This is a genomic window from Halomarina salina, assembly GCF_023074835.1.
GTDB lineage: Archaea > Halobacteriota > Halobacteria > Halobacteriales > Haloarculaceae > Halomarina > Halomarina salina.
Genome location: NZ_JALLGW010000001.1, coordinates 316,629 through 330,285 on the forward strand (window position 1 = coordinate 316,629; position 13,657 = coordinate 330,285).

Sequence of the window (13,657 nt, forward strand, 5' to 3'; positions counted from 1 at the left end):
CGCTTATTGTCCCGACTCGCTCACACGGAACCGATGCCCCGCAGAGACGACCAGACGCCGACCGGTCGCTCGACTCCCTCCCGGCGCACCGTCCTCCGCGCCGGTGGCGTACTCCTGACCAGCGCGCTCGCTGGCTGTGGGAGTGGGAGCGACCCGACGACGACGCAGTCGACGACCGCTCCGCCCACCACGTCGCCGCCGACGAGCGACGGGACCGACGCGGAGACGACGACGCCCGATTCGACGACCGGGACGCCGGACGACGAGGCGCTCCGCACCGCCGCCGAGCAGTTCGTCGGCCACCTCGCGGCGGGCGAGTACGACGCCGCGACCGAGCAGTTCGCGCCCGCGCTGGCCGAGCAGGTCGACGCGGCCACCCTGGAGACCGTCTGGAGCGACCTCCAGCGACAGTACGGCGCGTTCGTCGGTATCGAGGCGACGGACCTGACGACGGTCCAGGGCTACGACGCCGCCGTCGTCTCGACCCGGTTCGCCCAGGGACTCGTCGGCCTCCGGGTCGTCCTCGACGACGAGGTCCGGGTCGCCGGCTTCCAGGTCGTCCCCGTCGAGCAACCCGAGGAGTGGTCCCCGCCGGAGTACGTGGACACGGGCACGTTCGAGACGACGAGCGTCTCGCTCGCCGGGCCGGACTCCTGTACCCTCCCCGGCGAACTGGCGGTCCCCGTCGACGCTGGCGGGGAGACAGCGGAGTCGAGCGCCGGCGACAGCACCGACGGCCCGAGTGACGACGCGGGCGTTCCGGGCGTCGTGATTCTCGGCGGGTCCGGCCCGACCGACCTCGACGGGAGTATCGGGCCAAATCGGCCGTACCGCGACCTGGCGTACGGACTCGCCACGGACGGCGTCGCGTCGCTGCGCTACACGAAACGGACCGCGGTCTGTTCGGTCGACCCGGCGACGCTCACCGTCGGCGACGAGTACACCGAGGACGCCCTGACCGCCATCGACCGGGTGCGCGAGACACCGGGCGTCGACCCCGACCGGATCGTCGTCCTCGGCCACAGTCTCGGGGCGTCGCTCGCGCCGCGCGTCGCCGCGAGGGCGGAGGGTGTCGCGGGCGTCGCCATGCTCGCCCCGCCGGGGCGGCCGCTCCACCGACTGCTGGTCGAACAGACGCGCTACCTCGCCGAACTCGACGGCACCGTCACCGACGAGGAGCAGGCGCGCCTCGACGAGGTCACCGCCGCAGCAGACCGCATCGACGACCTCGCACTCGGCGACGACGAGGTCCTCCTCGGCGCTGGGAAGGCGTACTGGTCGAGCCTCGCCGAGTACGACGCGTTCGAGACCGCGCGGTCGCTGTCGGTTCCGCTGTTCCTCGCGTACGGCGGCCGCGACTACCAGGTGACCGCCACGGACCGCGAGCGCTGGGCGGACGCCCTCGACGGCGACGACGCTACGGTGACCGTCTACGACGACCTGAACCACCTGTTCGTCCCCGGCGAGGGGCAGTCGACGCCCGAGGAGTACACGACGCTTGGCCACGTCGCCCCGGCGGTCGTCTCCGACCTCTCGGCGTGGGTCGAGGCGCGCTGACCGAGGGGCCCGTTCGACGGACCACGTTCGAGGTTCGACGGACGACGACCGACGCACACGACCTGTGGCACACGACGACCGGAGCCGTGACGGCTACCCGGCGGTCACGGCGGTCGGTGCGAACGACGCGGCGACTGCGGACGTGGCGAGCGGCGACGCGACCAGTTCCGGCACGAGTTCCGACGGGCCGGGCAGGAACCCCAGGTAGGCCGCGGCGATGTACGCCGCGAAGAACAGCGCGATGAGCAGCAGTAGCACCATGAAGTAGTCGTACGCGCCCTGGATCGTGATGAGGCTCGGTATCTCCATTCGTTGACCACCTCCGTCCGACGGTCGGACGGCTCTACGGGTACGAAGACGGTACGTCCATACGTGTCGACGGCTTTCGACTGCAGGGTCGGCGAGCGGCAGCGCGCGGTTCGGAGACAGGGCGGTCGTCGTCTGCCAGCAACATCACTAACCGGGGTCGCGGTGTGAGACAGGGTATGGGACGGCTCGTTCCGACCGGGACGGACATCGACCGCGAGACGCTACTCGACATCACGGTCAACCTCATCCCGATGGGGATACTCGTGTTCTTCGTCGTCCTCTTCCTGGTGTTCACGCCGTTCCCGCCGAACCTGTTCATCGCGGGCGTGAGCCACTTCCTCACCATCTTCCCGCTAGTCCTGCTCGCGCTGTTGACCTACGTCGCCGCGAAGGTCATCGCCCGCGACGAGAAGAAACTGGAGGAGCGGTCGAACGAGGGGCAGGGGCTGGAGGCCCGTTCGACGGCGGGCGAGGAGCAGGCCCCGGCGACGGGCGGCGAGGGGCAGTCCGGCAGCTCGGTGAGCGACGGACAGGTCGACGAGTCCCGGAGTGCGACCGACGGAACGACCGCGGACTCGGCACCCGACGCGCGGTCCGACGACGACACCGTCGAGTCGGCGGTGACGCCGGCGGACGACGGCGGCGAACCGGCGTCGACGGACGGACCAGACGCCGAAGCCACGGACGACTCGGCAGCCGACGAGCGCAGCGGGGACGAGAGCGAACGGTCGACGGATGAGTGACGCTGACGGCCTCCCCGGCCGTCACGCGTCGCCGTGGCTGGCGAACGCACCGGAGACGACCTACGACTCGCTCGACGGCGACGCGACCACCGAGAGCGTCGTCGTCGGTGGCGGCATCGCTGGCCTGACGACAGCCACACTGCTGGCGGAGGGCGGCCGCGACGTCGTCCTCCTCGAACGGGACCGCGTCGGCGGGGGCGTCACCGGCCGCAGCACCGCGAAGGTGACGTCGCAACACGGGTTCCAGTACGCCACGCTCGAACGGCGACACGGCTCCGAGACCGCGCGCAAGTACGGTCTGGCCAACCAGCGAGCGGTCCAGTTCGTCGCCGACCGCGTCGAATCGTTCGACGTCGACTGCCGCCTCGAACGTCAGCCGGCGTTCGCGATGACCGACGCGACGGCGGAGATTCCGACCGTCCGTCGGGAGGTCAGGGCCTCACAGCGTGCTGGTCTCCCTGCCACGCTGGTCGAGGACGGTCCGGCCGACGCCGTCGCTGGCGTCAGGTTCGCCGACCAGTTGCAGTTCGACCCACAGCGCTACCTGCTCGCCCTGGCCGACGCGTTCGTCGACGCGGGCGGGCATCTGTTCGAGGGGACGCGCGTGACCGACGTCGACGGTGGCGCCCCCTGTCGCGTCGAGACCGAGTCCGGGAGCGTCACCGCCAGCGACGTCGTCCTCGCGACGCACTTCCCGCTGCTCGACCGGGCGGGCTACTTCGCCCGCCAGTACCCCAAGCGCTCGTACGTCCTCGCGGTGCGCGCGGACGACCCGCCGACCGACGGGATGTACTACTGGCCCGGCGAGACCTACCGCTCGACGCGGACCGCCGAGGTAGACGGCGAGACGCTGACGCTCGTCGGCGGCCAGAACCACAAGACGGGACAGGGCGGGCGCACCCGCGACCGGTACCGCCGCCTCGAATCGGCGGCCCGCGAGCGGTTCGACGTCGAGGACGTCGTCTACCGCTGGTCGACGCAGGACTACGTCTCCGTCGACGGCATCCCCTACGTGGGCCGACTCGGCGCGTTCGCGTCGAACGTCTACGCCGCCACCGGGTTCGGTGGCTGGGGGATGTCGAACGGCACCGCCGCCGGCCTGTCGATAGCGGGCACGATTCTCGACCGCCCCGAGGAGTGGGCGGACGCGTTCGACCCGCTCCGGGTGACGGTCCTGTCGTCGGTCCGGGAGCTCTCGGCGGAGAGCGCCAACGTGGCGCGGCGGTTCGTCGGCGACTGGGCCGAGGGCCTCGCGACGACCGGGGACCGCCTCGGACGCGACGAGGCGACCGTCCGTCGGCGCGGCACCGACGTCCTCGGCGTCTACCGCGACGAGGACGGCGAGGACCACGTCGTCGACGCCGTCTGTCCCCACATGGGCTGTCTCGTCCAGTGGAACGACGGCGAGCGCTCGTGGGACTGCCCGTGTCACGGCTCCCGGTTCGCGGTCGACGGCCGCGTCCTCGACGGCCCGGCGACCGAGGACCTCCCGACGGAGCCCTCGGAGGACCGCTCCCCGGAGTGAGGGCGGCGCGACCGGTAGGGCCGTCGAGTCGTCGCGTCGTGGGGTTGCACGTGCCAGCTTACCGCGTATTGGTCGGACGGTACAATCCCGTCACGAATGACGACACGGAACGACGCTCCCGGACGGTCGACGCGGAGTACAACGACGCGGGCGCTGCTCGGAGCCGGAACGTTCGGGTTCGGGTTCAGCGGTCTCGTCGACGTGCTGTTACTACACCACGTCCTGCAGTGGCACCACCTCGTCTCGGCCGTCTACTCCCCGTCCACGATGGACGGTCTGCGGACGAACATCCTCGCCGACGGCCTGTTCTCGCTCGCGATGGTCGTCATCGCGAGCGTCGGCGCGGGGCTCGTCTGGCAGGCAGAGCGACGGACGAGCGTCCCGCTCGCGATACGACCCGTCGCTGGAGCGGCCGTCGTCGGGCTCGGCCTGTTCGACCTGTTCGACGTGGTCGTCGACCACATGCTGCTCGGCCTCCACCACGCCGTCGGGCAGGGTGGGCGGTACGACCTGCACTGGGCCGTCGTCAGCCTCCTCATCGTCGCCGTCGGGGCGTACATCTACCGAACGAGCACTCCGGGGCGCGACGCCACCGACGAGGCGACCTGAATGGCGCCACCCCCAGGAGTGCTCGCACCGTTCCTCGCGCTCGCACCCCTCCACGGCGGCGCGACGGGCGGCCAGCCACACGTGCTCGTCCTCGCCGTCGCCGTGGTGGCACTGTGGGGCCTCGTCGCGGGGCTCGTGGCCGGTATCGACCGACTGCTCGTGGCCGTGGACGGTAACTGAAGGCAGAAGACGCGGACGACACGGGCGACGCGAACGGTCGCGTCCGTCCGGTCCGAGACGCGGTCGCTACGACTGCCCGGCCCGCGACCCGACCCAGACGCCGAGCGTGAGGCCGTAGACGAGGTGGCCCGCGTGGAACACGACCGACTCGTCGCCCTCCAGTTCCATCCCGACGAGGTACGGCAGGACGACCCGTTCGCCGAACACCGAGAGCGCGAGGCCGTACAGTGCGCCGGCGACCAGTCCGACCGTCTCCGGATGCTCCTCCCGCGGTTCGAGCCACCGCCACGCGAACCCGAACCCGATGCCGCCACCGACGCCGTAGAGCAGGTGCACGGCGAGCGCCGATAGCGGGTAGTCCTCGGGCGACCCGCCGAGCCAGCGACTGAGGAAGTGCGCCGTCGGCGGGAGCGACCGGGCGGCCGGTTCCCGGAACAGCGTCATCACGAGCGTCGCCATCGCGCCGCCGACGCCGCCCGCACGGAATCTCGACTGGCGGTCGTCGGCCGACGAACCGGTGTGGTCCCGGTTCACTCGTCTATCTTCGACGTGATCTCGGTCGCCCGGTCGCGCGCTTCGGCCTCGTCGTCGACGGCGTCGGTCGGGAGGAGGACGCTCTGGACGACCCAGTCGTCGCCGCCCTCCCGGTGGCCCGTCCGGACCTCGCTCCCCTGGACGACCGACTCGGCGGGCGACCGCGCCCAGTCGGGCGTCCGTATCTCGTCGAACTCGTCGGGGTCACGGAACCGGACGTGGTAGAACTCCTCGGTCCGTTCCACGTCGTCCACTGATGGCGTCTCGACCATGGACGCCGGTTCGAGGGAGCCGAGCAAGAACCGCCTGCCAGCAGTGGCCGCGTGGTTATACGACCCGACGCGGCGCGTCCGTCGCCGACGACACCCGCCGCCCTCACCGACGGTGGAGAGGCGCGGTGACGTGCGGGCGTGGCCGAGGTTCAGTTCGCCAGCAGACAGTGGTCGAGCGCGAGAGACCGGACCCTGCTGGTGGTCGTTGGTATCGACTGGGACTCGGCCACCTGTAAAAATAGATGTGTCGTGAGGAGTCGGACTACGGAGTTACGCCAGGTCCGTCGTCTCCGCCTGCTCGTCGAACTGCTCGCCCATCTGCGAGAGCTCTTCGAGCGCTTCCTGCTCCTCGCGGAGCGTCTCCTCCAGCGTGTCGGCGACGTCGTCCAGGCCGAGGTCCTGCGCCATCGGCGTGAGGTTGCCGTAGAGCGCGATCTCGTAGTGCTCGGACTTCTGCCCGGCGGCGACGTTGAACCGGTCGAGGATCTGCTGGTCGGGGTCCTGGCTCGTGAACTCCTCGTGGTCCTGGATGAGCCCCTTCACCGCGTTGTCCTCCTTCTCCTCGGGCGACTCGCCGATCTCGTCGAAGACGTCTTCGAGTCGCTGGACGTGCTGCTCGGTCTCCTCTCGGTGCTCCGAGAACGCGTTGCTGATCTCCTCGTCGCTCGTTCCCGAGGAGAGCTCCTCGAGCGCGTCGAGCAGCTGGTTCTCCGTGTAGTACGCCTCTTTAAGGCCGGCGACGAACAGGTCGTCTAGACTGTTTACACTCATCGTTTTCTCCATCCGAACGGACTCCTGCAGTTTCAGTAAGTACCGGGCTTGTTCAGGCCAGTGCAGTCGGGGCGGACTGTTCGCCACTGTCGGTACTCTGCGTCACCGACCGTTCGGCGACGCTCCCCACGAGAGCGACGGCCGAGACGCTCGTCGGCAGGAGAGTGAGAGAGAAAACGACCGGCGTTGGGGCGCACGCGACCCCTCGTCGCGTGCGCCCCACGAACCGGTGAGCGTCCCCGGGGCGTCCGTACTCGAACCGGGGTCAGGGAGTCGTCATCATCCCGTCGAGTTCGATGAACTCGGTACTACCACAACGACAGTTCTCGTCTGCCGTCGGGAGCATGATACTGCCGTCGTCGTGAACGACCGCTGACGACCGGCGTCTGCAGTCGACGCATCTGACGAATGTGCGTTTGGGCATGTCTCTGGTGTCGAGTCGCCGGACGGTGACCGAAGCCCCCTCCGGTGGCGTGGCCCGGTCGGGGCGACTCGATACCGAGAGGTCACTCGCCTTGACACATACACTCACGCCTTGCGAAATGGAGAACTGCTCGACTGCGGGAGGGTCGAGGGCGGACCGGTCCGGGTCAGTCCCCGTCGTACTCGTCGGTGAACTGCTCCGTCTTGCTCTCGATGATGCGTGCGAGCATCGTCGCGAAGCGCGTGTTCGCGCTCCACATCGCGCTCTCGTCGTTCGGACTCGCCGTCGCGTCGAGCATCCCGATGAGCAGGGTGTGACCGTCCACGATGAGCATCCGGTTCGACTCGGGGTCGTGGAACCGCTCTTCGGTGACGCGGACGGACTGGACGCCCTCGATGTCGCTGAACCGTTCGAGGACGGCCGGGTTCTCGCTCATCCCGACGACGCTCACGCCTCGCTCGACGAGCGACTCGAGCGTCGCGACGAGCGACGGCGGGAGCAGCGCCGGGTCGCTCGCGGCGAGCAGGACCCGCTCCTCGGCGTCGCCGAGCAGGTCCTCGACCCGGTGCGTGACGTTCTCGGTTCCGCGCGTCACCCAGATGTCGGGTCGGTGTTCGTCGGTGTCGCTGGCGAGCGACCCCTGGACCTCGCGGAGGTACTCGGTCGCGCGGCGGCGTTCGCGCTCGAAGCGCTCGGAGAGGCGGGCCATCGCCTCGTCGAGGTCGACCGCACGGAAGCGCGTCGGCGAGGCGTTCTGCACCTCCAGCAGCCCTCGCTCTTCGAGGGAGTCGGCGGTGCCGTACACCTGCGAGCGCGGCACGTCGGTGACGCGAGCGATCTCGCTCGCCGTGGCCGTCCCCAGTTTCTGGAGGCCGACCAGCACCTTCCCCTCGTAGCTCGTCAACCCGAGGCGTTCGAGGGCGTCGAGGGCGTCCGACTCGTCCATCGTCGAGTCACCCATCTAGTCCTCCGCGGTGGTCGACGTCGTCTTCCCACCGGCGGTGGTCGACCGTCCCGGGCCGAGGTAGCGATACCAGACGACGAGCAGACTCGGGAGCACCAGCACGCTCGCGAGGAACGCGTAGATGATGGTCAGCCCCGTGATGATGCCGAACTGGCGGAGCGGCGGGAGGATGGCGAACGCGAGCACGCCGAACCCGCCGACCGTCGTCGCGGCGCTGCCGAGCAGTGCGCCTCCCGTCCCGGTGACGGCACGGCGCATCGACTCCCAGAGGTCGCCCGTCCGTTCGAGTTCCTGGTTGAACCGCTCGGAGAGGTGGATGGAGTAGGCGACCCCCAGCCCCACCGTGAGGCTGGTGATCATCCCCGTCAGGATGTTGAACGGGATGTCCATCAGGTACATCGTCCCGAGAATCCACGAGACGCTGAGCGCGACGGGGAGCAGGGTGACCGCCCCGAGCGTCGCGCTCCCCTCCGTGATGCGGTAGGTGAGCATCAGGAAGGCGAACGTCGCGACCAGCGTGATGATGAGGCTCTCGACGACCGTCTGGAGCAACTGGTCGGAGACGATCTTGAACAGGATGGTCTGACCGGTCGCGGTCGCGGTCAGGCCGTCGACGTCGACGTCGCTCGCGATGGCGCGCATCTCCTCGGTGACGGCGTCCATCGACGCCGACCCCTTCGTGGAGACGACCATCCGGACGGCCTCGTACTCGCCGTCCTCGGTCTGAGAGATGACGCCCGCCGCCTGGTCGGGCGCGACCTGGAACAGCGTGTCGAACACCTCGCCGACGTTCTGGTCGGGGACGCCGTCGCCGTCGGTGTCCGCGGCGGTGAACGTCGCGTTGAACGTCTCGTTGCTGGCGGCGACGGACTCCATCACCGACAGCGGACTGCGAATCTCTGCCTCGTCGTTCGAGAGGACGACGACCACGCCGCTGGAGGCGGCGCGCTCCTCGGCGTCACCGAGCTTCTGCATGGCCTCGGCGCTGGCGACGCTCGTCCCGCCACTCTCGACGAGTATCTGTGACTGCGAGTCCTGCCGGACGAAGTTCTCGTTGACGTAGTCGAGGTTGTCCTTCGCGGAGTACTGACTCGGCTTGAACGGTTCGGGGAGGTCGTACGTCCACTGGGGCGGACTGTCCGCGATGAAGTCCTCCTGGTTGAACGACGTGTCGACCTGCGACGCGCCGTACGCGCCACCGGCACTGATGAGCAGTGCGACGAGGATGACGACGAACGGCGCCTTCCGGGCGGCGGTCGACCCGGCGGCGAGCACCGAGGAGAACCGGCCGCCGCCGGTCCCGAACGCGCTCTTCGTGCGGTCCCAGCCCCGGCCTTCGAGGAAGCCGTCGACCTCGATCTTGATGGCCGGGATGAGGATGCCGAACACGAGCAGGGCGGCGGTGATACCGAACGCGCTGACGACGCCGAACTCCTGGATGGGTGGGAGCGGACTCGTCAGGTTCGAGAGGAACCCGATGACCGTCGTCGCCGTCACCCAGACGAGCGCGATGCCGACGCCCGTCAGGGCGATGCGCATCGACTCGCGGACGCCCGCCGAGCCGTGCTCGTTGCGCTCCTCGCGGTGGCGCATGAACACGTGGATGGCGTAGTCGATAGAGAGGCCGATGAGCAGGACGGGCACCGCGACGAACAGCTGGTTGAACGCGATGTCGGCCCAGCCCATGAACCCGAACGTCCAGATGAGCACGGTGAAGATGCCGAGCAGGCCGAGCACGATGTCGAGCACGTCGCGGTAGGCGACGATGAGCGCCAGCAGGACGAACAGCAGCGCGAGCGGCCCGACGATGGCGAGGCTGTCGGTCATCGACTGGGTGATCTCCTCGCCGATGATGCCGGAGCCGAAGACGAGCACCTCGTCGACGCTCCAGTCGTTCTCGGTGGCGATGTCCTGCATCGCCAGCTGGGAGTTCGAGATGGCGTCGCTCGTCTCGCCGGTCGGGGCGCTCGACTGGCCGTCGGTGGTCTGCGTGACGACGACCATCGTCGCCTCCGCCTCGGTCGTCCCCCTGTCGAAGTCCGTCGGCACGAGCGCCAGCACGGCCGAGCTACCGCCGTCGCCGCCGTTCTCGCCGAGCAGCAGCGAGAGGACGCCGTCGATCTGTGACTGGTTCATCGACTGGAGCTGTTCGAGCTGCTCGTCGAGCGTGGCGTTCGACGCGTTCTGGAGCTCCCCGTTCAGCGTCTGGAGTTCGCCGCCGAGTTCGCGGAGGCGTTCACCCTGCGCCTGGAGCTCCTCACCGCGCTCCTGCAGGTCACTGTACTGGTCGCGGAGCACGCCCTGGGTCCCCAGCTGGTAGGCCTGTTCGACCTGCGACTGGTTCTGGGCGTTGCGGACGCCCTGTGCGGCCTGCTGGAACGTCCCGTAGTCCTCCTGGTCGAGTTCGACGCTCGTGTTCGAGCGCACCTGCTCGAACGCCGCCTCGACGGAGGCGTTCGGGTTCTGCTGGAGCATCCCCAGTGCGCGCTGGAGGTCCGCCGCGGTCGCGTTGAGCGTGTCGCTGCGGTTCTGGAGGGCCGCGCGCTCCTGGGAGACGGTGGCGTTGAGCTGCTGGAACTCCGCGTTCGTGCGCTGGAGTTCGCCGCCGACCTGCTGTTGCATGGCGGTCGTCGCCACGATGTTCGGGAGGCCGACGATGGAGTCGTTCTCCACCAGCGTCCCCTCGATGGTCTCGTTGGTCTGGAGCCGCTGTTCGAGTTCGAGGATGCCGACCATCGACTCCTTGTCGAGGACGTTGTCGTCCCTCGCGATGAGCTGTACCGACGTCGTGTTCTCCGCGCCGGTCGAGAAGTTGCCCTGGATGTAGGTGAGCTTCTGAGACTCGGGGGAGTCGCTCTGGAACTGGTCGAGCGACGACGACTGCTCGATCATCCCGGCACCCGCGCCGAGGACGACGGTCAACACGAGCATCACCGCGATGGCGATGCGGGTGTGTCCGGCCACCGCGTCGACGAACCGGTCGAAGCGGCTCACGGAAGCACCTCACACGTCGGCGAATAATTGTGTAGTATCATACTGACAGCGTTGTTGTTCGGTCGCTACTAACAAGTAGAGATATATGAATACATCGGAACTGGTCGAGGGGTCCGGCGAGTCAGAACGACCACCACACGGGCCAGAACGCCCCGATTCCGTGATATCGGTGTCGGCAGTCGGGAGACGGTCGTGCGATACAGCGGTCCGCTGGTCCCTCGGTCTCTTCGGGACCCGGTCCTCGCGGGACCCATCCTCGCAGAAGACGCAGTTCTCCCGGAAGCCTCAGTCGTCGGTCGCCGCGACGGTCGGCGGCGAGTCGTCGACCACGCCCTCCGCCCACCGGCCGCGGAGGAACCACGCCGTCGCGGCGAGCATGCTGAGGACGTTCGACGCAGCGACGGCGTACCAGACGCCGGTCGCGCCCATGTCGAACCACCGGAGGAACGCGTAGGCGAGCGGGAGGCGGAACACCCACAGCGAGACGATGGCGAACGCCATCGCGGTCCGGGTCGACCCGCTCCCGCGGAACCCGCCCTGGACGACCTGAAACACGCCGATGAACAGGAACGTCGGGCCGATGATGCGGAGGTAGTCCGCACCGATGGCGATGACGTCGGGCGCGCCGGGGATGAACACCGCCGTGATGGGTTCGGCGAACGCGTAGGCGACGACGCCGAGGAGCGCGAGCACGACGGCGATGATGGCCGAACTGTAGCCGACGGCGCGTTTCGCGCGGTCGGCCTGGCCGGTGCCGAGGTTCTGCCCGACCACCGTCTCCGTCCCGCGCGCGAGGCCGAGCGCCGGGAGGAAGACGAGCGAGTTGATGCGGTTCCCGATGCCGAGCGCGGCGACGGCGTCGTCGCCCGCGAACGCGACCAGCGCGGTCAGCACCATGATGCCGAGCGCTCGCGTGGACTGCTCGACGCTCGCTGGGGCGCCCAGCGAGACGATGCGCTTGACCATCTCGGGGTCGAGTCGCAGGTCGTCGACCGAGAGGTGGATGCCCACCGCGCCGGAGAACAGCCACGCCATCGCCAGCACCGTGGCGACGCCCCGCGAGAACACGGTGGCGATGGCCGCCCCCTGGACGCCGAACCCGGCGAACCCGGTGAGGTCGAACAGCCACGTCTGGAGACCGTCCAGACCGAGCGACGTGAGGAGGACGTTCCCCTCGAACCCGAGCACGAGGAACGGGTCGAGGAACACGTTCAGCGCGACGCTGAGCGCCATCAGGTAGAGCGGCGTCCGGGTGTCGCCCCAGCCCTGGAGGAGCGCCTGGAAGACGAAGAAGCCGAACATGAACACGATGCCGACGAAGATGGTCCGCGTGTACTCGACGGCGAGGGCGTACTCGAGGGACCCCGGCGACGCGCCGACGAGCGACATCAGCCACGGGCTCAGGACGTAGCCGAGCACGGAGAACCCCGCCGCGACGAGGAAGACGAACGCGATGGTCTGCCCCGCGACGTAGTTCACCCGGTCGTCGTTGCCCGCGCCCTTGTTCTGGGCGACGAGCACCGTCCCGGCGACGGTGAACCCGCCGGCGACCGATATCATCAGGAAGACGACGGGGAAGGAGTACGACAGCGCCGACACCGCCTCCTGGCCGAGTCGGCCGACCCAGAACGTGTCGGCGACGTTGTAGCCGACCTGGAGCAGCTGGGCGAGGACGATGGGCAGCGCCAGCACGACGAGCGGTTTCAGCAGGTCGCCGCCGGTGACGTCGACGTCGCGCCCGCTCACTGTCGCCCCCGGAGCGTGCTGTCGAGGTACGACGCGAGCGAGACGCGGACGGCGGCGGGGGCCTGGTCACGGTTCGTCGTCGTCCGGGAGGCGCGCGCACCGTTCACCGTCGCGACGACGTGTTCGGCGACGCGGGTGGGGTCGACCTCCCGGAACGACCCGTCCTCGACGCCGCGTTCGACGATGTCGCGGACGGTGTCGACCAGCAGGTCGTCCATCTCGGTGAACTGCTCGCGGAACGCCTCGTTCGTCACGGCCTCCGAGCGGAGTTCGCTCATCACCGTCCCGATGGCCTCCTGCTCCTCGTTCAACTGGATGGGGAGCAGTTTCTCGACGATGTGTTCGAGGTTGGCCATCGGGTCGTCCTCGGGCGTCGAGAGGACGGCCTCCTCGAACCGGTCGCTGGCGAACCCGAGGAAGGCGACGAGCAGGTCGTCCTTCGAGTCGTAGTGGTAGTACAGCGACGACTTGCTCATCTCGAACTCGTCGGCGATGTTGGCGATGGAGAGGTCGTTGTATCCGTGTTTCAGCAGCGCCCGGAACGTCGCCTCCATGATGCGTTCCTCGGTAGTCGGTGGTTCCTCGCCCGACTGGTCGGCGTTCATCGCTCCCCCTCCGCGGGCCGCGCGACGCGGAACTCGTCGAACTCGGTGGTACACCAGTGACAGAAGCCGAGGTCCGCCTCCAGTTCGCCGCCGCAGTTCGGACAGTGGGTCAACTCCCCACCGGCGGTCGGTTCGGCGCGCGACCGGAACTGCTGGTACTGGGCGATGAGGTACGCGTCGAGCGCACAGAGCGCCCCGACGAAGAAGATGGGCGCGAGCGCGACGACGTCGAACGCCTCGCCGGCGGCGGCCGCGTCGAGGGCGGCCTGCGGGACGACGAGCGTCGCTCCGGCAGTGATACCGAGCCACGCGACGGCGCGGAGCCACCGGCGCAGGTAGAGGTGACCGAGCCCCGAGACCGCCACGCTGAGCGCGACGGCGAGCCACGGTCGTCCGGTCGTGGACCTGTCGTTCATACTCTGAC

The 13,657-nt window shown here is 69.0% G+C and carries 14 protein-coding genes; 5 read left to right on the plus strand and 9 right to left on the minus strand.

Annotated features, from left to right (window positions below):
• The first annotated feature begins 33 nt into the window (after window positions 1-33).
• The gene (locus MX571_RS01640) at window positions 34-1,557 is read left to right on the plus strand and encodes an alpha/beta hydrolase (RefSeq protein ID WP_247413851.1); all 1,524 of its coding nucleotides are present in this window, start codon (window positions 34-36) and stop codon (window positions 1,555-1,557) included.
• A gap of 93 nt (window positions 1,558-1,650) precedes the next feature.
• On the opposite strand, the gene MX571_RS01645 is transcribed toward MX571_RS01640, so the two are convergent.
• Entirely contained in the window at window positions 1,651-1,866 is a 216-nt protein-coding gene (locus MX571_RS01645; RefSeq protein ID WP_247413852.1) for a hypothetical protein, read from the minus strand.
• Between the two features lie 176 nt (window positions 1,867-2,042).
• Between MX571_RS01645 and MX571_RS01650 the strand changes: the two genes are divergently transcribed.
• The 4 genes from MX571_RS01650 (at window position 2,043) to MX571_RS01665 (ending at window position 4,923) form a co-directional block, all read left to right on the plus strand.
• Window positions 2,043-2,609, plus strand: a complete 567-nt coding sequence (locus tag MX571_RS01650; protein WP_247413853.1) for a DUF6684 family protein — start codon at window positions 2,043-2,045, stop codon at window positions 2,607-2,609.
• Window positions 2,602-4,134: an FAD-dependent oxidoreductase gene (locus tag MX571_RS01655; RefSeq protein ID WP_247413854.1), complete on the plus strand. Its 1,533-nt coding sequence runs from the start codon at window positions 2,602-2,604 to the stop codon at window positions 4,132-4,134. Before MX571_RS01650 ends, MX571_RS01655 begins: the two co-directional genes overlap by 8 nt.
• Before the next feature lie 96 nt (window positions 4,135-4,230).
• Window positions 4,231-4,743 (plus strand): DUF2243 domain-containing protein, encoded by a 513-nt coding sequence (locus tag MX571_RS01660; RefSeq protein ID WP_247413855.1) that lies wholly within the window; start codon window positions 4,231-4,233, stop codon window positions 4,741-4,743.
• The gene (locus tag MX571_RS01665) at window positions 4,744-4,923 is read left to right on the plus strand and encodes a hypothetical protein (RefSeq protein ID WP_247413856.1); all 180 of its coding nucleotides are present in this window, start codon (window positions 4,744-4,746) and stop codon (window positions 4,921-4,923) included.
• A gap of 66 nt (window positions 4,924-4,989) precedes the next feature.
• Here the strand turns inward: MX571_RS01665 and MX571_RS01670 are convergent, their stop codons facing one another.
• The 8 genes from MX571_RS01670 to MX571_RS01705 form a co-directional block, all read right to left on the minus strand.
• The gene (locus tag MX571_RS01670) at window positions 4,990-5,457 is read right to left on the minus strand and encodes a hypothetical protein (RefSeq protein ID WP_247413857.1); all 468 of its coding nucleotides are present in this window, start codon (window positions 5,455-5,457) and stop codon (window positions 4,990-4,992) included.
• The gene (locus MX571_RS01675) at window positions 5,454-5,729 is read right to left on the minus strand and encodes a hypothetical protein (protein ID WP_247413858.1); all 276 of its coding nucleotides are present in this window, start codon (window positions 5,727-5,729) and stop codon (window positions 5,454-5,456) included. The genes MX571_RS01670 and MX571_RS01675 overlap by 4 nt, the downstream gene beginning before the upstream one ends.
• Window positions 5,730-5,999: 270 nt before the next feature.
• The gene (locus tag MX571_RS01680) at window positions 6,000-6,500 is read right to left on the minus strand and encodes a YciE/YciF ferroxidase family protein (protein ID WP_247413859.1); all 501 of its coding nucleotides are present in this window, start codon (window positions 6,498-6,500) and stop codon (window positions 6,000-6,002) included.
• A gap of 590 nt (window positions 6,501-7,090) precedes the next feature.
• On the minus strand, window positions 7,091-7,885 hold the full coding sequence (locus MX571_RS01685; RefSeq protein ID WP_247413860.1) for a TrmB family transcriptional regulator: 795 nt from the start codon (window positions 7,883-7,885) through the stop codon (window positions 7,091-7,093).
• Window positions 7,886-10,882, minus strand: coding sequence for an MMPL family transporter (locus MX571_RS01690; protein WP_247413861.1), 2,997 nt, complete (start codon window positions 10,880-10,882; stop codon window positions 7,886-7,888). It abuts the gene before it with no gap.
• Between the two features lie 285 nt (window positions 10,883-11,167).
• Window positions 11,168-12,628, minus strand: coding sequence for an MATE family efflux transporter (locus tag MX571_RS01695; protein ID WP_247413862.1), 1,461 nt, complete (start codon window positions 12,626-12,628; stop codon window positions 11,168-11,170).
• Window positions 12,625-13,233 (minus strand): TetR/AcrR family transcriptional regulator, encoded by a 609-nt coding sequence (locus MX571_RS01700; protein WP_247413863.1) that lies wholly within the window; start codon window positions 13,231-13,233, stop codon window positions 12,625-12,627. Before MX571_RS01700 ends, MX571_RS01695 begins: the two co-directional genes overlap by 4 nt.
• The gene (locus tag MX571_RS01705) at window positions 13,230-13,649 is read right to left on the minus strand and encodes a DUF7575 domain-containing protein (RefSeq protein WP_247413864.1); all 420 of its coding nucleotides are present in this window, start codon (window positions 13,647-13,649) and stop codon (window positions 13,230-13,232) included. The genes MX571_RS01700 and MX571_RS01705 overlap by 4 nt, the downstream gene beginning before the upstream one ends.
• Window positions 13,650-13,657: the final 8 nt, after the last annotated feature.

What these genes read in the sequence shown, in the direction of transcription:
- MX571_RS01640 (WP_247413851.1), top strand. Translation starts at nt 34, where the DNA reads ATGCCCCGCAGAGACGACCAGACGCCGACCGGTCGCTCGACTCCCTCC.
- MX571_RS01645 (WP_247413852.1), bottom strand. Translation starts at nt 1,866, where the DNA reads ATGGAGATACCGAGCCTCATCACGATCCAGGGCGCGTACGACTACTTC.
- MX571_RS01650 (WP_247413853.1), top strand. Translation starts at nt 2,043, where the DNA reads ATGGGACGGCTCGTTCCGACCGGGACGGACATCGACCGCGAGACGCTA.
- MX571_RS01655 (WP_247413854.1), top strand. Translation starts at nt 2,602, where the DNA reads ATGAGTGACGCTGACGGCCTCCCCGGCCGTCACGCGTCGCCGTGGCTG.
- MX571_RS01660 (WP_247413855.1), top strand. Translation starts at nt 4,231, where the DNA reads ATGACGACACGGAACGACGCTCCCGGACGGTCGACGCGGAGTACAACG.
- MX571_RS01665 (WP_247413856.1), top strand. Translation starts at nt 4,744, where the DNA reads ATGGCGCCACCCCCAGGAGTGCTCGCACCGTTCCTCGCGCTCGCACCC.
- MX571_RS01675 (WP_247413858.1), bottom strand. Translation starts at nt 5,729, where the DNA reads ATGGTCGAGACGCCATCAGTGGACGACGTGGAACGGACCGAGGAGTTC.
- MX571_RS01680 (WP_247413859.1), bottom strand. Translation starts at nt 6,500, where the DNA reads ATGAGTGTAAACAGTCTAGACGACCTGTTCGTCGCCGGCCTTAAAGAG.
- MX571_RS01685 (WP_247413860.1), bottom strand. Translation starts at nt 7,885, where the DNA reads ATGGGTGACTCGACGATGGACGAGTCGGACGCCCTCGACGCCCTCGAA.
- MX571_RS01700 (WP_247413863.1), bottom strand. Translation starts at nt 13,233, where the DNA reads ATGAACGCCGACCAGTCGGGCGAGGAACCACCGACTACCGAGGAACGC.
- MX571_RS01705 (WP_247413864.1), bottom strand. Translation starts at nt 13,649, where the DNA reads ATGAACGACAGGTCCACGACCGGACGACCGTGGCTCGCCGTCGCGCTC.